This is a genomic window from Paenibacillus sp. CECT 9249 (genome assembly GCF_918697855.1).
In the GTDB taxonomy this organism is placed as follows: Bacteria; Bacillota; Bacilli; order Paenibacillales; family Paenibacillaceae; genus MSJ-34.
In genome coordinates this window covers 24609-44460 of record NZ_CAKKLI010000019.1, presented here as the reverse complement: position 1 = coordinate 44460, position 19852 = coordinate 24609, and the positions used below count along the sequence as shown (strand labels likewise).

The 19852-nt window shown below is 52.3% G+C and carries 15 protein-coding genes; 10 read left to right on the top strand and 5 right to left on the bottom strand.

Annotated features, from left to right (window positions below; all coding sequences use genetic code 11):
* The first annotated feature begins 148 nt into the window (after positions 1-148).
* The 7 genes from LQ229_RS14765 (at position 149) to LQ229_RS14735 (ending at position 10263) form a co-directional block, all read left to right on the top strand.
* Positions 149-1768: an OPT/YSL family transporter gene (locus LQ229_RS14765; protein ID WP_230192144.1), complete on the top strand. Its 1620-nt coding sequence runs from the start codon at positions 149-151 to the stop codon at positions 1766-1768.
* A gap of 11 nt (positions 1769-1779) precedes the next feature.
* Complete coding sequence (locus tag LQ229_RS14760; RefSeq protein ID WP_216536924.1) at positions 1780-2838, top strand: DUF917 family protein; 1059 nt, start codon at positions 1780-1782, stop codon at positions 2836-2838.
* Positions 2839-2901: 63 nt separating this feature from the next.
* Positions 2902-3846, top strand: coding sequence for a DUF1177 domain-containing protein (locus LQ229_RS14755; protein WP_216536925.1), 945 nt, complete (start codon positions 2902-2904; stop codon positions 3844-3846).
* A complete protein-coding gene (locus tag LQ229_RS14750; protein WP_230192143.1) occupies positions 3843-4517 on the top strand; it encodes an AroM family protein in 675 nt (224 codons plus the stop codon). The genes LQ229_RS14755 and LQ229_RS14750 overlap by 4 nt, the downstream gene beginning before the upstream one ends.
* 32 nt (positions 4518-4549) lie before the next feature.
* Entirely contained in the window at positions 4550-5497 is a 948-nt protein-coding gene (locus tag LQ229_RS14745; RefSeq protein WP_216536927.1) for an aminopeptidase, read from the top strand.
* A gap of 1155 nt (positions 5498-6652) precedes the next feature.
* The gene (locus LQ229_RS14740; RefSeq protein WP_230192142.1) at positions 6653-8380 is read left to right on the top strand and encodes an ABC transporter ATP-binding protein; all 1728 of its coding nucleotides are present in this window, start codon (positions 6653-6655) and stop codon (positions 8378-8380) included.
* Positions 8377-10263, top strand: a complete 1887-nt coding sequence (locus LQ229_RS14735) for an ABC transporter ATP-binding protein (RefSeq protein WP_230192141.1) — start codon at positions 8377-8379, stop codon at positions 10261-10263. Before LQ229_RS14740 ends, LQ229_RS14735 begins: the two co-directional genes overlap by 4 nt.
* 164 nt (positions 10264-10427) lie before the next feature.
* On the opposite strand, the gene LQ229_RS14730 is transcribed toward LQ229_RS14735, so the two are convergent.
* On the bottom strand, positions 10428-12197 hold the full coding sequence (locus tag LQ229_RS14730; protein WP_216537780.1) for a methyl-accepting chemotaxis protein: 1770 nt from the start codon (positions 12195-12197) through the stop codon (positions 10428-10430).
* Between the two features lie 242 nt (positions 12198-12439).
* Entirely contained in the window at positions 12440-14695 is a 2256-nt protein-coding gene (locus LQ229_RS14725; protein WP_216537779.1) for a YusW family protein, read from the bottom strand.
* Between the two features lie 65 nt (positions 14696-14760).
* Between LQ229_RS14725 and LQ229_RS14720 the strand changes: the two genes are divergently transcribed.
* The gene (locus LQ229_RS14720; RefSeq protein WP_216537778.1) at positions 14761-14904 is read left to right on the top strand and encodes a hypothetical protein; all 144 of its coding nucleotides are present in this window, start codon (positions 14761-14763) and stop codon (positions 14902-14904) included.
* Between the two features lie 450 nt (positions 14905-15354).
* Here LQ229_RS14720 and LQ229_RS14715 read toward each other — a convergent pair whose 3' ends face one another.
* The 3 genes from LQ229_RS14715 to sigI are packed head-to-tail and all read right to left on the bottom strand — an operon-like array spanning position 15355 to position 17734.
* Positions 15355-15525: a hypothetical protein gene (locus LQ229_RS14715; protein WP_216537777.1), complete on the bottom strand. Its 171-nt coding sequence runs from the start codon at positions 15523-15525 to the stop codon at positions 15355-15357.
* A 23-nt stretch (positions 15526-15548) separates the two neighbouring features.
* Positions 15549-16988, bottom strand: a complete 1440-nt coding sequence (locus LQ229_RS14710; protein ID WP_230192140.1) for an anti-sigma factor domain-containing protein — start codon at positions 16986-16988, stop codon at positions 15549-15551.
* Positions 16989-17017: 29 nt separating this feature from the next.
* The gene (gene sigI, locus LQ229_RS14705; RefSeq protein ID WP_216537775.1) at positions 17018-17734 is read right to left on the bottom strand and encodes an RNA polymerase sigma-I factor; all 717 of its coding nucleotides are present in this window, start codon (positions 17732-17734) and stop codon (positions 17018-17020) included.
* A 247-nt stretch (positions 17735-17981) separates the two neighbouring features.
* Here sigI and LQ229_RS14700 point away from each other — a divergent pair, with 247 nt between their 5' ends.
* The gene (locus tag LQ229_RS14700) at positions 17982-18950 is read left to right on the top strand and encodes an ABC transporter permease subunit (RefSeq protein ID WP_216537774.1); all 969 of its coding nucleotides are present in this window, start codon (positions 17982-17984) and stop codon (positions 18948-18950) included.
* 77 nt (positions 18951-19027) lie between these two features.
* Positions 19028-19852 (top strand): carbohydrate ABC transporter permease, encoded by an 825-nt coding sequence (locus LQ229_RS14695; protein WP_230192167.1) that lies wholly within the window; start codon positions 19028-19030, stop codon positions 19850-19852.

Genomic DNA, 19852 nt, shown 5'->3' with positions numbered 1-19852 from the left:
GTCTTTGTATCGGGTACGGGTGAATAGCGAATAGGCCGAAGTCGGATAATATGGGAATTAGCGGTATTCATTGGAAGGCTTTGCTAATGACAAAGTGCATAATTATGCATATAATTTTTTAATATTTACTAATAGAAGGGGAAGAGACATGGAAAAACAGACTAAGCACGGAAAACATCCAAAAGCGATCGAACCGTTCACGCTATTGCTGACGGTCGCCACTGCGGTTCTGGGCGCGCTCATCGGGATGCAATTGATTGTCACGTTGGGGATTACGGCCAGCACCTCGATTATAGGGGCGCTCTTGGCTATGTTGATCGCACGGATTCCCGTTGCGATTTTTCGCAAGTACCGGTCCATTCACCGCCAAAATCTGATTCAGACAGCCATCTCTTCGGCTACGTACGGTGCGGCTAACAGCTTGCTTATCCCGATCGGGATTCCGTTCATTCTCGGCAAGACGGAATTGATTATGCCGATGTTGATCGGTGCGGCTCTGGCGATGTTCGTCGATTCGTTTATGTTGTACAGGCTGTTTAATACGGATATTTTTCCCGCAAGCGGCACTTGGCCTGACGGAAGAGCGACCGCGGAATCGATTTTCGCCGGCGATAAGGGCGGGAAGAGAGCCGGATTGCTGGGTCTCGGCATTGCCGGCGGCGTGGCCGGCTCCATATTCGGGATCCCGATGTCCGCTTTCGGCGTCGCGTTTATCGGGAATGTATGGGCGCTCGCCATGTTCGGCATCGGCCTGTTGATTAAAGGATATTCCATGCCGGTGTTGGGCGTGGATCTGACCGATTCGTACATTCCGCACGGATTTATGATCGGTGCCGGCCTGGTGGCTCTGATCCAGGTTACGATGATCATTATGAAGAAGAAAAAGAAAGACGATGGGGACGCAAGTGCAACCGCAGAGGGAAGCGCACAAGAGCACAGCATGGAAAGAAAGTCCAAAACGGAAACATCCTGTTCCCTGATCGTCGGATTCGTACTATATCTTATCGTTTCGCTGATCGTTGCGGTGATTGGCGGCCTCATTACCGAAATGTCCGTAGGCATGTTTATCGGATTTATTATTTTCGCCGCATTTATGGCGTATGTCCATGAATTGATCGTCGGAATCTCGGCGATGCATTCCGGTTGGTTCCCGGCTTTCGCCGTGGCGCTTATCACATTGATCATCGGTTTGCTCATCGGCTTCCCGCCGACGGCTTTGGCTCTGCTTGTCGGCTTTAGTGCGGCGACCGGACCGGCCTTTGCGGATATGGGCTTCGATTTGAAGGCAGGTTACATTCTCCGCGGCAACGGCAGCGATCCCGAATTCGAGAAGGACGGGCGGAGACAGCAGTTTACGAGTGCCATGATCGCGTTCGGCATTGCGCTGATTGTTGTGTTGTTCACGTATAATCACTATTTTGCGCAAGATTTGGTGCCGCCGGTGGACAAGGTATATGCGGCGACGATCGAAGCGGGAGTTTCGGGCGATATCGCGAAAGAATTGCTGATTTGGGCCATCCCGGGCGCTTTGCTGCAATGGCTTGGCGGGCAAAGACGCCAATTGGGAATTCTCTTCTCGACCGGTTTGCTGCTCACGTATCCGGAAGCGGGCTGGGCGGTGCTTGCCGGATTGCTGATCCGCACGATCATTACGAAGTGGAAGGGAGAAGCGGCGGAAGCGCCGATCAGCATTCTGGCCGCAGGCTTTATCGCCGGGGATGCGTTATACAACTTCTTCAGTTCCGTATTCTCCATGAAGAAAGGGTAAGGTGAGCCAAGTTGGCGATCATTGAAATCGATGAAAAAATGATGGAAGCGGCTGTGCTGGGCGGAGCCGTGCTCGGAGGCGGCGGAGGAGGCCCGATCGAGGAAGGGCTACAGCTTGGCAGGCTCGCATTGGAAGTAGGACATCCGCAGCTTTTCACCATCGACGAAATGAACGATGACGATTGGGTGGTAACGGTCTCTGCGGTAGGGGCGCCGGCCGCTGCCGATCAATATGTGAAGCCGGTCCATTATATAAGGGCTTTGGAGTTATTGACGGACAAGTTGGGCCATAACATATCGGCGATGATTACAAACGAAAACGGTGCGAGCACGACGGTGAACGGCTGGTTTCAATCCGCCGTAACGGGAATGCCGGTGCTGGACGCGCCGTGCAACGGCCGCGCGCATCCGACGGGAAGCATGGGTTCCATGAATCTGTCGGAACTGGAGTCCTACGTTTCCGTGCAAGGCGCAGCCGGCGGCAAGGGCAAACGTTATACCGAACTATGCGCTTCCGGTTCGGTAGAACATGTATCAACGCTTGTAAGACAAGCTTCCGTCGAAGCGGGCGGCATGATCGCGGTGGCGCGGAATCCGGTGCAAGTGTCGTATGTGAAGGAGAACGGATGTCCCGGCGCGATCAGCCAAGCGATTCGCATCGGACAAGCGATGCAATCGCATCAAGGGTTGCAGGCCGTGGAAGCGGTCGCCTCTCTGCTGGGCGGACGTTTGGTGGACGTCGGGCAAGTGACCGAATTCGAGCTGCGGACGACCGGAGGGTTCGATGTAGGATTCGTCAAGATCGGTTCGCTCGAGATGACGTTCTGGAACGAATACATGACGCTCGAGGCTCGCGGCGAACGGATCGCCACGTTTCCGGACTTGATCATGACCTTCGATGCCGAGAGCGGGTTGCCGCTGGAATCGGCCCGGATCGGTAGGGGCCGGAATGTTGCCGTTATCGCCGTACCGAGGCATAACTTGATTTTGGGGGCGACGATGCGCAATCGGAAGCTGCTGCAACCGATCGAGGAGATTGTCGGCAAGCCGATTTTATCGTATATATTGTAGAGGGAAGGTTTATGCCCCGATTCGCATTTTTCCGTATTTACTTATAAAAGGAGTTTGTAAGCCATGACATTGAAACAGACATTGACAGTATACGAAACCATCGATAGCGCATATGTGTCAGGGGACCGGGTCAAAGCGTTATTCGCGCCTTACCCGGAAGCGAACGTCACGGTAGAGACGGTGCAGGGCGATAAAGGGAAGACCGATTTCGTGAAGATCGAGATCCCCGGCACGGAAGGCAAATCGGGCGGAGGCTCGGCGCCTACGCTCGGCATCCTGGGGCAGCTTGGAGGGATCGGCGCCCGTCCGAGCCGTATCGGGATGGTCTCCGATGCCGACGGAGCCGTCGCCGCCTTGGCCGCCGCTTTAAAGCTTGCCGAAATGGCCGTGAACGGCGACCGGTTGAAGGGAGACGTTATCATCACGACTCATATATGCCCGGATGCGCCGACACAGCCGCATGTACCCGTCGACTTTATGGATTCGCCGGTGGACGACGAAACGATGAACCGCTTCCAGGTCACGGAAGAAATGGACGCGCTGTTGTCCATTGACACGTCCAAAGGCAACCGCTTGATTAACCATAAAGGAATTGCCATTTCCCCCACGGCGAAGGAAGGCTATATTTTGCGCGTAAGCGAAGATTTGCTGCGAATTATGGAAATGACCACCGCGAGTTTGCCGGTCACCTTCCCGATTACGATGCAGGATATTACGCCGTACGGAAACGGGTTGTTTCATTTCAACAGCATTATGCAGCCTGCCGTTGCCACGTCAGCGCCGGTGGTCGGCGTGGCGATCACCGCGCAATCGGCGGTGCCGGGCTGCGGAACGGGAGCGAGCCATGAGGTGGATATCGCCGCTGCGGCCCGCTTTGCGATTGAAGTCGCGAAAGAGTTTACGAACGGCATTTGCAAATTTTACGATGAAGAAGAATTTGCGCTGTTGGAGCGGCTGTACGGCTCGATGAAAATTTTGCAAACGAAAGGGAACGCGGAATCACGATGAAAAAATTAGGTGCGGTCACGATCGGCCAAGCCCCCCGTTCCGATGTCGGTCCGATTTTGGAGAAATATATCGGGGAGAAGGCCGAAATTGTTCAGGCCGGCGCATTGGACGGAATGACCGCTCAGGACATCGCTCGCCATTTCGCGCCCGAAGGCAATGACGAGTTTCTGACAACCAAATTGTTATCGGGCGAATCGGTCGTTTTGTCCGGCGCGAAAATCGAGCCTTTGCTGCAGGACAAGATCGATTTATTGGAGGAGACGGGCTGCGGCATCATCTTGGTGCTATGCACGGGCACCTTTGAAGAGTTGCATACGCGCAAGGCCGTTCTCGTCGAACCGGATCGCGTCATTCGGGCGGCGGTCTCCTCCATTGCCGCGAACCGAACGCTAGGCATTATTGTCCCGTTGCTGGAGCAGGAGGATTCGCTCGCGGACCATTGGCGCGCAAGCGGCATCGCTCCCGTTTACGCGGCGGCGTCTCCCTACGGTTCGGAGGAGAGCGGCTTCGAGGCTGCGGCGGACGAATTGGTGCGCCAGGGGGCTGAGATGATTCTCCTTGACTGTATGGGATATATCGAGGATTATAAGAAGATCGTCGAGCGCCGGTCGGGACTGCCGGTGATTCTGTCCAATTCGCTCGTCGCGAAAGTCGTATCCGAATTCGTATGACGGATGAAAACAAATGTAAGGAGATGACGGTCATGGATGCGCAATACGTGGAAGTCGGCATCAATTTATTGCGGCAATGTTTAGCTTTGCAGGAGAACGAGACGCTTTTGGTCGTCTGCGACCGGTTGAAAAAAGAAATCGCGGAAGCGTTATGCGAAGCGGGACGGAGAATAGGATCCGAGTCCATTCTTATGGTCATGGCGGAACGCCAACGAGACGGCGAGGAGCCGCCTGCCCCGATTGCGGAAGCGATGAAGCAGGCGAACGTCGTCGTGTGCGCGACGGAGTTCTCGCTTACGCATACGAAGGCCCGGAAGAACGCCGCCGCGGCCGGCGTCCGGGTAGCGACGATGCCGGGCATTACGGAAGATATGCTGGTGGAAGGCGCGATTTCGGCCGATTATGAGCAAGTGAAGGAAAGAACCGAGAAAGTGACGGAAATATTGACGAGAGGGCGCCAGGTTCGTATCGAGAAGGACGGGAAAATATTGCGTTTCTCGATCGACGGCGCAAGCGGCATTCCGAGTACGGGGATGTACTTGAACCCGGGCGAATCGGGCAATTTGCCTTCCGGCGAAGCTTACATCGCGCCGCTCCTTGGAACGGCTTCCGGCGAAATCGTCGTCGACGGTTCGGTTGCCGGCATCGGGAAAATCGATTCCCCGTTAACGATAACGGTAGAGGGCGGACGCTTGGTAGACGCGAAGGGATCGGTCGCGGATCGGCTCCTCGCCACATTGGGCGATGGTGACGGACGGATGCTGGGCGAGTTCGGCATCGGTACGAACGATAAGGCGCGAGTGACCGGCAACGTGCTGGAGGACGAGAAAGTGTACGGGACGATCCATGTGGCCTTCGGCAGCAATATTACATTCGGCGGCACAATCGACGCCGGCGTTCACATCGATTTGGTCGTTCACGAACCGGACGTCTATATCGACGATGTGCAAATCCTCTCCCGCGGGAAATTAACGATATAACTGTAAGGCCGAAGAAGCCATGACGCTCTTCGGCTTTTTCTTTTGGCGTTGCGGCTGCTGCATTGGACATCAAGCTCATAACGCTAGTGCTCTGTCTGTCCTGATCATCTGCTTCTGCCCAATGGCGTTGCATTGAGGAATTGCTATCCGGACCGAGCGGCCGTTATTTTGCGTCAAACTCGCTTTTTCGCTGTTTAGGCGGACAGTGGTTCCGTTATCTGTTCGTCGGAGGGCTTGTTTTTGCGCTTTTGCCGCGAATAAAGGATCGTATGTCCGCAAAAGGTCCGAAATCGGGCCGTTTGTCACAATTAGCGTCTCCTGTGTCCGCGACTTGGGGAGCAGGGCGGCAGAAGAAATGTGAAGGAATAGCACCGTAACCCACACAGCTGTCTCAATATTTGCTGAAAAAAGTTAATGCAACGCCAGTGGGCTTCTGCCGCCTTCTGTCGATATCCCTCTCGTTCAGTGGGGCGGAGGGACGAATCTTGCATTTGGCGTTAACCCAATCGAACAAAACACCGATATCACTGCAAAATATTAACTACCGGACGGTCGCCGACGCCAAGACCGACGGGTGCCAAGGACCGGTAATCGTGAAGGGCTTCAAGCAAACTGACGAGCATGGTCTGACCGAAAAATCCGCTTTCTGAATGAGGGGGATTCCGACAAAGGACTGAATGTACCCGCGACCATCTTCTCCTGAACGAAGGGGATTTCGACAGAAGGCGGACTAAATGTTGGCCCTATGAGTCAATTTCATAATAGCTTCGTGGCTGACGGCCCGTCGAGCGAGCTAACGAAACGTTAACACGCTAATGCCTGCTAAATCACCTGGTTGCTGGCGTAACGAAACGGAAACACGCTAATGAGGGGGAAAAGGCGGTAAGACAGCCGATTTCCGAGGAATAACGATACCTGCTTTCGTTAGGATTGGAACGTCGTCATTTTGAGCCCAATAAGGATTGTTAGTTTCGTTAGCGCCAAACAAGAAGCGTAGGTCCGCGCGAATTATGAAATTGACTCCTATGACACTATGACACGCCCTATTCGCATTTCCCGTTCATATTCAGTTCATATACATGTCGTATAGTATAAACATACAAGAACAAATACCTTGGAACATGCTTTAACAAAAGGGTCAGGAGATGGTGAAATGTGATTAGGTTGTTCCGGTTTTTGAAACCGTATTGGGTTCCAGTGGTTTTCGTACTGGTCCTTATTTTCTTGCAGACCTTATCGGATCTTTATTTGCCGACGTTGATGGCGGATATTGTAGACAAGGGGATTGTGGAGGGAGACGTGCCCCTCATTCTAAAAGTAGGCGGCTTTATGCTGCTCGTCGCGGCCGGAGGCGTAATTTGCTCCATTGCGGCGAGTTATTTATCGTCCAAAATTTCGGTCGGCTACGGTAAAATCCTTCGGGGCAAAGTGTTCTCGCATGTGGAAAATTTCTCATTGAACGAGTTCGACAAGATCGGGACCGCTTCGCTCATTACGAGGACGACAAACGATATTACCCAAGTGCAGCAAGTATTCATTATGATTCTGCGCATGATGGTTATGGCGCCGATGATGTGTATCGGCGGCATTATAATGGCCGTATCGAAGGATGCGAAGCTGTCGCTCATTCTTGTGGCGGTCATTCCGATTCTCGTCGGGGCCATTCTCCTCGTCGTCAGCAAAGGAATGCCGCTCTTCAAAGCGATGCAGGTGAAACTCGACAAGCTTAATCTCGTGCTGCGGGAGGGGCTGACCGGAATTCGCGTCATTCGCTCGTTCAATCGCGACGGTTACGAGCAGCGGCGCTTCGATCAAGCGAACCGCGATTTGACGGAAACGGCGATTAAAGTCAATAAAATTATGGCGTCGCTTATGCCGGTCATGATGCTTGTCATGAATTTCTCGAGCATTGCGATCATTTGGTTCGGCGGAATCCGGATCGACAGCGGGGATATGCAGGTCGGTTCGTTAATGGCTTTCCTTCAATATGCGATGCAAATTATGTTCTCGCTGCTGATGATGTCGATGATGTTCGTCATGATTCCTCGCGCTTCGGTCTCTGCGGTGCGGATTAACGAAGTGCTGGATATGGTTCCTGATATCAAGGATGCGCCGCAGGTGCAGCAAGCCGGCGGCAATGAAGGGTATGTCGAGTTTCAAGACGTTACCTTCAGCTATCCGGGCGCGGAAGAGCCGGCGCTTACGAATATTTCGTTCCGCACCGGTCCGGGGGAAATTACAGCCGTTATCGGCGGGACCGGATCGGGCAAGTCGACGTTGATCAGTCTCATCCCAAGATTTTACGATGTCGATGAAGGCGCCGTGTTCGTGGACGGGGTCGATGTGCGGAGCATGTCCCAGGAAGCGCTGCGCGCCAAAATCGGGTTCGTTCCGCAGAAGGCGGTCCTGTTCTCGGGAACGATCGCGGACAATATCCGTTACGGCAACGAGAAGGCGACGGAGGAAGAAGTGAAGCATGCGGCGGATATTGCGCAGGCGTCCGAATTTATTGCAGGCATGAAGGACGGCTTCGACTCGGTCATCGCGCAAGGCGGAACGAACGTCTCAGGCGGGCAGAAGCAGCGCTTGTCGATCGCGCGGGCGCTTGTTAGAAAGCCGGCGGTTTATATATTCGACGACAGCTTCTCGGCGCTCGACTTTAAAACCGACGCCAAGCTGCGCGCCGCGTTGAAGCAAGAAACGGCGGAGGCGGCTGTCATCATCGTCGCGCAACGCGTCAGCACGGTTATGGATGCGGATCGCATCATCGTCCTTGACGAAGGGCGTATTGCAGGGATCGGCAAGCATCAAGAGCTGATGGATACTTGCGGCGTATACCGCGAAATCGTATCCTCGCAGCTCTCGGAGGAGGAGATAGCATGAGTGCGCAAAGCAGACAAGGGCCGTCCCTCGGCGGACCGGGCAGGGGCCCCGGCGGCGGCCCGCCGGGGATGGGCATGCCTGTACAGAAGGCCAAAGATTTCAAAGGCACGCTCAAACGGCTGATACAATATTTAAAACCGCATCGGGTCAAGCTGATTGCCGTATTCGTCGCGGCCATTATCAGCACCGTATTCACGATTGTCAGCCCGAAAATATTGGGGAATGCGACGACGAAGCTGTTCGAAGGCATTATGATGAAAATAAACGGCGTGCCGGGTGCGGCGGTCGATTTCCAATACATTTGGCAGTTGATTATGATATTGGCCGGACTATATGTCATCAGCGCGCTGTTCGCCTATATCCAACAATATATTATGGCGGGCGTGTCGCAGAGAACTGTCTACGATTTGCGCAAACAAGTCAACGCCAAACTGGCGAAGCTGCCGCTGAAATTTTTCGACTCGCGCACGAACGGGGAAATTTTGAGCCGGGCCGTCAACGACGTCGACAATATTAGCAATACGTTGCAGCAAAGCTTGATGCAACTCATCACCTCGATCGTGACGCTTGTCGGCGTCATCGTGATGATGCTGACCATCAGCCCGATCATGACTTTGATCGTTATCTTGACGCTGCCGCTCAGCTTCTTTGTGACCAAATCGGTCGCGACCCGGTCGCAGAAACATTTCGCTAGCCAACAAAAGGCGCTGGGCGAATTAAACGGCCACGTGGAAGAAATGTTCACAGGCCACAAAGTGGTCAAAGCGTTCGGCAACGAGCAAAAATCGATTGCCAAGTTCGACGAAATAAACGAGGAGTTATACCAATCCGGCTGGAAGGCGCAGTTTATTTCCGGCATTATTATGCCGCTCATGATGTTTGTCGGCAATATCGGCTATGTGCTCGTCAGCGTCGTAGGGGGCCTGCTGGTGACGAAAAGAGCGATTGAAATCGGGGATATTCAAGCGTTTATTCAATACGCCAGACAGTTCACGCAGCCGATCTCGCAACTGGCCAATATCGCCAATGTCATTCAATCGACTATCGCTTCGGCCGAGCGGGTATTCGAACTGCTCGACGAGGAGGAGGAAGTGCCGGAGGCGGAGAATGCGAAGCGTATCGCGTCGCCGCGGGGCGATGTCCGTTTCGAGAACGTGAAGTTCGGTTATAAAGACGACTCTCCGCTAATGAAACAATTGAACATTGACGTGAAACAAGGACAGACGGTGGCGATCGTGGGGCCGACCGGGGCCGGCAAGACGACGCTGATCAATTTGCTGATGCGCTTCTATGAAGTGAACGACGGCAAAATTACGATCGACGGCGTCGGCATTACGGAGATGGAGCGCGGCAAATTGCGCGGCTTGTTCGGCATGGTGCTCCAGGACACATGGCTCTTCAACGGAACGATCCGCGACAATATCGGATACGGGCGCGAAGGAGCGGCCGAGCGGGAGATTATCCATGCGTCGAAAGCGGCGCATGCCGACCATTTCATCCGGACGCTGCCGGACGGGTATGATACGATTTTGAACGAGGAAGCGTCGAACATCTCCCAAGGGCAGAAGCAATTGCTGACGATTGCCCGTGCGATCCTGGCCGATCCGGCGATTCTGATCTTGGACGAAGCGACAAGCAGCGTGGATACGCGCACCGAAGTGTATATCCAGAAAGCGATGAACGAATTGATGAAAGGCCGCACCAGCTTCGTGATCGCGCATCGGCTTTCCACGATCCGCGACGCCGATATTATTCTCGTCATGAAGGACGGCGACGTGATCGAGAAGGGAACGCATGAAGAACTGCTTGCGCAAAACGGCTTTTACGCCGATCTATACAACAGCCAGTTTACGGGCGGCAGCTTGCAGCAGGAAGTGGGCTAAAACCCAATTGTCCGCCAGGGAAAAACACTCGCTATCGCAGCCGTGCGCAAGCTTTATGACCGGCTCGAGTGTCGACGAGAACGGCGGATTGACGCTGTAAGTTAATTCAACAACAAATAACCCCGGCATCGCATCTTATCGAGCCGGGGTTATTCTCTCTATTTTTAATCGCGATCGCGGTCAATCTTAAATCGATGTACCGTTTCCTGCAATTGCTCCGCCATTTCGGCCAGATTGTTCGAGGCGGCCGAGATTTCTTCCATAGAAGCGTTTTGTTCTTCCGCCGCTGCTGCCACTGTCTCCGCATTGGCCGCCGACTCTTCGGAGATCGCGGCAACATCGCGTATGTAACGAACCAACGATTGCGACGCTTCGTTCATTTGCCGGATCGCTTCGTTCATCTCACCCGCTTGCACGGTTACTTGCTCGATCGCTTGATAAATATCGTTGAACGAACCGCCCGCTTGACGCACCATATCGATTCCGCTCTGCACCGTTGACCTACCGTCTGTCATCGCATCGATCGCTTGGACGGCGCCCGATTGAATTTCCCCAATGAGTTCGCTAATTTGCTCGGCCGCCGCGCTCGATTGTTCGGCTAATTTACGCACTTCGCCTGCCACGACGGCAAATCCGCGCCCTTGTTCTCCCGCTCTGGCCGCTTCGATCGCCGCATTGAGCGCCAACAAATTCGTCTGCGCCGCAATTTCAGAGATCAACTCGATGATGCTGCCGATTTGCTGCGACTTGTCGCCGAAAGTATGAACAACTCCCGCCGCTGCCGAGACTTTCTCATGAATGGCGTTCATCGTGTCGACCGCTTGGCGGACGACTTGATTCCCTTCGCCGGCAATCGCCGAAGCTTGCCTTGATGACGCATGGACCGTCTGGAACGTTGCCGTCATCGTCTCGAGACCTTCCGACATCTCCGTTACGTTGCGTGTCGTTTCATTGATCCCCGCGACTTGCCGTTCGGCCCCGCTCGCCATCTCTTGGATCGAGCCGGCGATTTGCTCGGCCGCTTTGCTCGTCTGCTCCGAACCGGCCATCAATTGCTGCGAAGTGGCGGCTACCTGCATCGAATGGAGCGACACTTGCCCGATCAATTCCTTCAGATCGTGAACCATTTGGTTGAAGTTGCGGTTGAGATCGCCGACCTCGTCCCGGTTGCGAATGTTTTGCAGGTCGATCGTCAAGTCGCCTTCGGCGATCCGTTTGGCTTTGACCGCCAAGGTCGAGATCGGCTTGCTGAGGCTGCTCGCAAACCACACGATGATCGCCGTTCCGAGGAGGATCGAGACGATCAACGTAAGAATCAGCTTCGTTAAAATATCGTTGGCGCTGCTGTTAAAATCCATTAAATAGGTTCCGCCTACGACGACCCAGCCCCAATAGGGATCCAGCTTGGCGTAAGCCAACTTGGCGGCGATCACGTCCGGCTCGTTCGGCAAGGCGAATTCGTAAGTGGTGAAACCGCCGCCGTTCGTCGCTTTTTCAATCAGTTCCCTGGTGAAATAGCGCCCGTCTTTCGTTTGCGAATCCCATGAATTTTGCCCTTCCGTAATCGGCGAAGCAAGAGTCATCCCTTGCTTGTCAAGGACGAGCAAATAACCGTTCTCCCCTAAATCGATGCTCTTGTCGATCGGCCTTTTGCCGTTCGCGTCTTTCTCCCCGAGAATTTCGATCTTTACCGCTTCTTGCGCTTCTTCTAACGTCATGCTGCCGTTCTTCACTTGCCAATCCATCACTTCGATTAATTTTAGCGTAAAATTGACGGAATTTTGCAGCCCGGTTCCGCCAAGGTCCTCCAGATTGGTCTTGGCCGATTGATATCCGATCATTCCTACCGTAAGGCTAGGTACAGCCAACAAAAGGATTGAAACAATCATTAATTTCATACGTATGGTTAGTCTCATATTTTTGATCCGATGCATATACTCACCCTCCTAAGAAGTATAAGTATATATCGACAATTTTCGATATTATATTATAGTATTCGACAAAAATTTCTAATTCGTATCGCCCTCACCGCAAACGAAAAGCCCCCGGCGCATCTTGTACCGATGCGCCGGGGGCCGGCTCATGTGTCGTTATCAACTTTTTTGGGTAAAAACAGAAACGCAACATGATTTTCTTTCGACTTCCATATTTGCAAATTGCGATTTATTTGCTTATCTTACTTATCTTTTTTGTTCTTGTGGTCTTTCTTGTCGTGCTTCTCGTCGTGTTTTTGATTTTTGTCCGTTTCGATCTCGATTTCTTTGCCGTTCGCGAATTTGATTTCGATATCCAGCTTTTTCAGGTTCTTTTCATTCAAGTCCAAGAGGGCAGCGGCTTTGTCGATTACTTGCTGCTTGGTCATATCCGGCGTGAAATTCGCTTGTTTCAGGAAATTTTCCACAAATTTGACTGCCTCTTGACCTTCTATCTTTTCTTTTTTCTTGTTTTGCGCTTGTTTTTCGACTTCGGCTTTTACTTTCCCGTCTTTGTTCTCGTATTCCAACTCGATTTTCCCATTGCCCGGGTATTCGGCCTCCAACTCGAACTTGCGGATGTCGATATTCGGATTGGACGGAACGTCAGGCTCATTGTTGAACTTTTTATCTACCGTAATGCTTTTGCCGTTGGCAAACAGAATGTTCACTTTCAAGGCTTGAATCGAATTGTCCGACACATTCAATGCGGCGAGGACGCGTTTTTGCACTTCGTCTTTCGTCATTTCCGACGTTAGATTCATTTGCGTCAACAAGTTTTTCACTAGAGCGACCGCATTGCCGTCTTTGTACGTCTGGCCTTTATTCACGATTTCAGCGCTTAACGTGCCGTGTTCGTTGTGAAAACGAAGCGAATATTGCTCTTTGTTGGTAAAATCAATCTTTACTTGAAAATCGACGAACGCCGATGCGATATCGGATTGGTCGAGCAGATAAGCTTCAACGACGGTGTTGTTCCGGACAACGAGGCTGACCATATGGCTGACGGACAATTGATCCGCACGAATGGTGCTGTTGCCGAACTTTACGGTTAATTGCTTAGGAATATCGTAAGACAGCGTTCCTCCGGCAAAGCTAATGATTGTAATGCGGCCGGTCGTCTCGTCGTTGTTGAAACGGATTTCGCTAATTCTGCCGCTTACTCGTACCGAATCCGCCGTTTTTTGATCCACGATCGTTCTCTTTCCATTTGCGAAATAGACATTGACATAGATCGATTGCGTCGAACTTTCGGCAATATTCAATGCCGAGAGGACGCGGCTTTTTACTTCCTCTTTGCTCATATCGGAGTCGATGCTCATGGACGCAAGCAGCTTCTTGGCCTGCTCGACCGCCGCTTCGTCTTTCGTAACTTGGCCGCGGTTTGCAATTTCAGCGTTCGCCCGGCCGAATCGGTCGTTATATTGAAGCGAGTATTCCTGCCCGTCGGTAAAACTTATTCGAACCGTAACATCGACTACGGCAGAAACCGCGTCTTGCGAGCTCAATATTGCGGCTTCGAGAACTTTGTTGTCTTTCACGACAAAAGTGACTAAATCGTCTTTCACAAGCTGGTCGGCGCGAATGTAGCGATCGCCGTATTTCACCGGCAGCTGCGAAGAAATCGAATAGGTGAAAGTACCGCCTGCGAAACTGTTCACTGTAACGCTGCCTGTCGTTTCCGCGGAACCGTTCGCCGATTCGAAACGGATATCTGCAATTTTGCCGCTGACGCGTACCGCGCCGATCGTATCGTTGATTCCGTCGTTGGTCCGGTCAAGCAGCGCGGCCAACTCCGCTCGGGTTACGCCTTTGTTCGGCAGGAACGTTCCGTTCGGATAACCGCTGATCAAATTGCGTTCGACCGCAACGTTGACATAGCCGACCGCTCCGGCCGGGATGGCTTTCGCATCTTTGAAATCCGGCTTTACGGACATTTGGTTCAACGCATCCTGTTGCAATCCGAGCGATTTCACCAACAAGGCCGACACCCATACGCGGCTTGCCGGTTTTTCCGGCATAATTTTGTCTTCCGACGTATCGAACAGGCCGTGTTCCAAGGCGACAGCTATGTACCCTTTGGCCCATTTATATTTATGATCGATTTGGTTCGCATCCTTAAAGTGCAGCTTCGTGTCTTCCGGCTTCGCCTTCGCTTCGTCTTCCAGACCCATCAGGCGAACCGCAGCCACGATCGCTTCCACCCGCGTAACCGGTTGGTTCGGACGGAACGTGCCGTCTTCAAATCCTTGGAATACGTGCTTGAGCTGCATTTTGCCGATATATTCCCGCGCCCATGCGGCTTCGGATATATCTTTGAAGTCTATGCTAATTTCCTCCCGGTCTTTCTTTTTCTCCCCTTGGCCTTTTCCGCCTTTGTCCGCAAAAATGTTGCTGGCCAGCCCGAAGACCAATAAAAACGCCAGCATGAATACGGACGCTTTTCTAAACTGCTTCATCGTATCCTTCCTCTCCATTGTAATCGAATTGATCGATTAGTTATTACGTCCGGCAGTTTCGGTTTATGGGGGTAAGCGGGGAAAAAGCTGCCGCGCAACAAAAAATGACGACCGGTTTGGTCGTCATCGTCTGGAACAGGGGCTGTCGGCATGAAACCGACACTTCGCTCGCAGCCTTTCTAGATAACTGGGGAATGGGAGAAACCTGAGGGCCGATCACGCACTGGCGTTGCATTAACTTCTACCGCCCTGCTCCCCAAGTTCGGGGACACAGGAGACGCTAATTGTGACAAACGACCCGATTTCGGCCAGTTTGCGGACAGACGATCCTTTATTCGCGGCAAAAGCGTAAAAATAAGCCCTGCGACGAACGGATAACGGAACCAATGTCCGCCGAAACCGCGAATAAACGGTTTTGACGCAAATTAACGGTCGTACGGTCCGGATAGCCATTTCTCAATGCAACGCCGTTGCCGATAACGGGAAAAACCGGCGTTACATTGCCTATTTTCGAGTGATGGCCTCATTTAGATGGATTTTCTACCGTTAATCATGCCCAAAAGGCCTTAGTGCCCGGCAACGGTCTGAATTAGAGGTAGAAAATGGAGCTAAAATGGGCTGAGGGCTTATAACCAAGGGAATAGCGGCAGTTTTTACCGTTAATTCCTGCCGGCTGTTGCGGCTGCGTGCGAGTATAAGCGTGCAACGCCGCGTTCCGCTCCGTTCATACCCGTCTCCGCCGCCGCGAAATCGCCGGATCCTTCCGCTTCTTCGTCAGCCCGTTCCTTGCCATGACGATTTGCTGACGATGCGGCCGTCACGGTCTTCATCTCCGCGCCGGATCCTTCCGGCCTTACTCATCCCGTGCTTCGCCGTTTCGATTGCCGCCGTCACGGTCGTCACGGTCGTCTCCGTGGTCGCGGCCGTCGCGGTCGTGCCAATGATGATCACGCTTATTGCCTTTCTCGCGTTCCTGTTTGGCGCCGCCGCCTGCTTTGTCACCGTCCGCTCTGTCTCCGTCCTTATATTTGTCCTTGTCGCAATCTTTTCCTTTATCCTTATCTCTATCTTTCTTTTTGCTTTCGTTTATCCTGTCTTTCTTCTTGTTGTTATCACTCTCTTTATCTTCTTTGCCACGATCCCTGTCTTTATCTTTATCCTCAATGTCCCGCTTTTCCTTCTCTTTTTGCTGCTTTTCCTTTTCTTTCTCTTGCTTCTCTTTTGCCTTCTGCTCCTTCTCTCGTTCCTTTTCGGCTAGATTGCGTTGTTTCTCCTGCTCTTTCCGCTCCTCTTTTCTCGCTTTTTCCAGCTCTTTTTGCCGTTCCCGCTCGAGCTTTGCCTTTTCTTGCTGCTGCTTGGCTATTTGCTTCTCCCGGTTCTCTTGCTCTTTTTTCTTCTCTTTCTCCTCTTGCTCTCTGGCCTTCTCCTCTTCTTTCTTTTGCCGTTCTTGCTCGCTCTGCTTCCAATGTTCGTCCTGCTTCCGCTCTTCCGGCACTTCTTGCTTTCCTCGCTCTTCCGGATGCTCCTCCTTGGCCGCCGCCGTGCCCACCGGTTTCTCAAAGAACGTTTGCGGATTCATCCCCGCTTCGGATAGCGCCGTGACGAAGGAGCGGCTATGAAGCTCCTCGACGTCCAGATCGACGCCCATCTGCTTCGCTTGCTCGTATATGATATATTTGTTGACGGTTAAGCCGGTTTCCTGCGCCTTCTCCTTCTCCGTTAAACTGACGTTGTACACTTGGACTTTCACATCCTGATCGGAAGCGATCAGCTTCTGTTCGTCCACCGTAAATGCGGATTTGCCTAAATCGACGACCGAGACGAGAACGTATTTATGCTCGGTTAGCGGATCGAGGTAACCTTGTTCCCTCGCTTTGGCGATAATCGCTTGCGTCGCTTCGTAGACGCTTAATCCGATCAGCTCCTTCTTCCGAAGCAGCCATTCGGCGTCGTCGTTCACGAGCGATACTTGTTTCACCGTTCCCGCGTCATTCACCCATAGCTCGACGCTCGGGTTGATATCGATCGCAATCATCGCCGCGGCGGCATGATCCGGCGTGAAAACGCCAAGCGCCCGCAGCAGAAACGTCGCGCCGATCAGCAGAAGCAACGATGCCGCGATCGTGGCAATTCGCCTGCCGAGCAAGTTGCGGGCCGCCGCCGGCCGTTTGGGCTGCTGGAGATACCGTTCGGGAATGTCGATCGTTTCTCCCAATTCAGGCATCGGATTCCGGTGAGCGATGTTGCGGAATTTTCCGTCATCACACAGCACGACAATTTGATTTTCTGTCATTTTCATTACGACGCCGCGCATGTCCTTCTTCACTCCCCTATGTCCGCAAAAGATACGTTGCTGCGAATTTTGCCGAATTCGTCACATGTATAGATAAGTATGAGCGCGATCAAATACTTGCGGTTCCTTTCAATCGTTTTCCGGCTGACTTGAACCGTTTTGAGCATTTCTTTCACTGGCAATTGCTTCTTCTCATACAAATGGGCGAGCCATTCCGGCCGCTGCCCGCACTGCTTGGCAATTTGAATAAGACGAATGCGCGCATCCCTGTGATCGGGGGAGCAATCCTCCAACTCTTCCAGCTTGATGCCGTATTGCTGCAGCGTCTCGTCGTATCTTAGCAGCTCTTGGGCCAATTCGGCCTGCGCTTCCCGCTGCTCGTAAGCGGTCAAAGACGCTGCGATTTCGCCGGACACCGCTTCATATTCGTCATTCGCGTCCAGCACCAAGCTTTCCTTCTGCGACAGCTTTCCCTTTTTGCGAAATTCGTCCGTTAACCGGTTATGTATGATCATATAGGCGAAATTTTGAAACGACTTGCCGTGATTCGGCTCGAAACGGTCGATGGCTTCATTGAGAGCAATCAAGCCGATGCTGGATTCGTCGTCGTTCCATCCGATTTGCCTCTTACATATATGACTGACGGTTCGTATTACAAACGGGCGAAACTGCAGGATGAGCTGTTCGCGCGCCATGCTGTCGCCAGCTTGAATTTGCAGCAAGACATCCTCAACCGACTTCTCCATTTTCGAATCACTTCCTAGTACGATACTGCTACCTCATTTATGGGGGTTCTCCCCTCAAAAGAAATGTTACAAAAATTTAACCGAAGTGTAAACCTAGATTCGCTTGAAAAAACTGACATGCCGATCTGAAAAATAGCTACCAAATCAGAAATATGAATCCTTTTGCGCAATAAAAAAATCAATTACAATTGGAGTACGACGAAAGCGCTTTCGTGACTTTTTTTCCTGATTTGGAGGTACGGCTAGCATGAACATCCGTCCAAGCTTCGACATTCCGTCGTCCCAATCCGCCGGCAGAGGAGCCAAGTTCAAGAAACTATGCTTGAAAATCGCTGCGCAAAAATATTTGCAGATCATGGCGCTTCTCGGCGTCATATGGATGATCGTCTTTAACTATTTTCCGATGTACGGATTGATCATCGCCTTTAAAGATTATAATATTGCCCGGCCGATCGCGGAAGCCCCTTGGGCTGGACTGGAACATTTCAAAGCGTTCATGGAAGACGACAACTTGACGAACGTCATTCGGAATACGCTTGGCATAAGTTTGATCAAGCTGATCATCGGCTTTCCGCTGCCGATCGTATTCGCGCTTTTCCTGAACGAATTGAGGTCGCTGCGGTTCAAGAGAGCGGTGCAGACGATATCCTACTTGCCTCATTTTCTGTCATGGGTCGTCTTGGGGGGCATTCTCGCCACATGGCTGGCGGACGTCGGGATCGTGAACCGGATTTTGCTGGCGCTGCATCTCATCCAGGAACCGATCAGTTATTTGGCGGAGCCGAACTACTTCTGGACGATCGTCATTACGTCGGATATATGGAAGGAGCTTGGCTGGTCGGCCATCATTTATTTGGCGGCGATTGCGGGGGTGTCTCCCGAATTGTACGAGGCGGCGACGATCGACGGGGCGGGACGATTTCAGAAAATGTGGTACGTGACGCTTCCTTGCATCAAAACGACGATCAGCATTTTATTTATTCTCGCGGTCAGCGGAGTGTTGACCTCCAATTTCGATCAAATTCTAGTGCTCCGCAATTCGTTGAACCAGAGCGCGAGCAATGTCGTCGACATCTATGTCTATCAGATAGGGATCGCTTCCGCAAGATATTCCTACGCTACGGCGGTCGGCCTGCTTAAATCGGTTATTGCCTTCATCCTGTTAATCATAGCAAATTCCGTCTCCAAACGATTGAACAATACATCCTTATTTTAAAGGCGGTTACGAATATGTCATCCCTTTTGCTCAAAAAACGAAAAAGTACCGCGTTTGATTACTTGAACGTTTTTCTGATGCTGATCATATGTTTCGCCACGCTCTACCCGATCTGGTACGTACTCGTCAATTCGCTGAACGAGGGGAAAGACGCCCTGAGAGGGGGCATTTATTGGTGGCCGAGAGTGTTCAGCCTGGAGAGTTATCAGGCCGTATTCGCCAATCCCGGCATTATGACGGCGATGGGCGTGACCGTAGCCAAGACGGTCGCGGGCACGATCGCGCATGTGCTGTTCACCGCCATGGTCGCTTACGCGTTCTCCAGGCAAGAACTCGTCGGCCGCAAATGGTATATGCTGCTCGGGACGGTGACGTTGTTTTTTAGCGGCGGTTTAATTCCTTACTTTTTATTAATCAAGGATTTGGGGATGCTCGACAACTTTCTGGTCTATATCATTCCCGCGCTGTTCAGCTTTTTTGATTTGATCATTTTCATGACGTTTTTCCGGGAAATCCCGGCAGGGCTGGAGGAGGCGGCGAGAATCGACGGAGCGAACGATTTTACGATCTTCTTCCGGGTGATCATTCCGGTATCGCTCCCGGTCGTGGCCACCATTGCGCTGTTTCACGGCGTCTATCAATGGAACGATTATTTTACAGGAATGATTTATATTAACAAATCCGAGCTGCAGCCGATTCAAACCTATTTATTCCGGGTCGTCGCGCAGGCCAGTTCGAATCAAATGATGGCGGCGATGCCGGGGGGCATTTCGAAAGGCGTCACTTCGCAGTCCATCAAACTGGCAACCATGGTCGTAACCACATTGCCGATCGTCGTCGTTTATCCGTTTTTGCAAAAATATTTCGTAAAAGGTTTCATGATCGGATCGATCAAAGGTTGA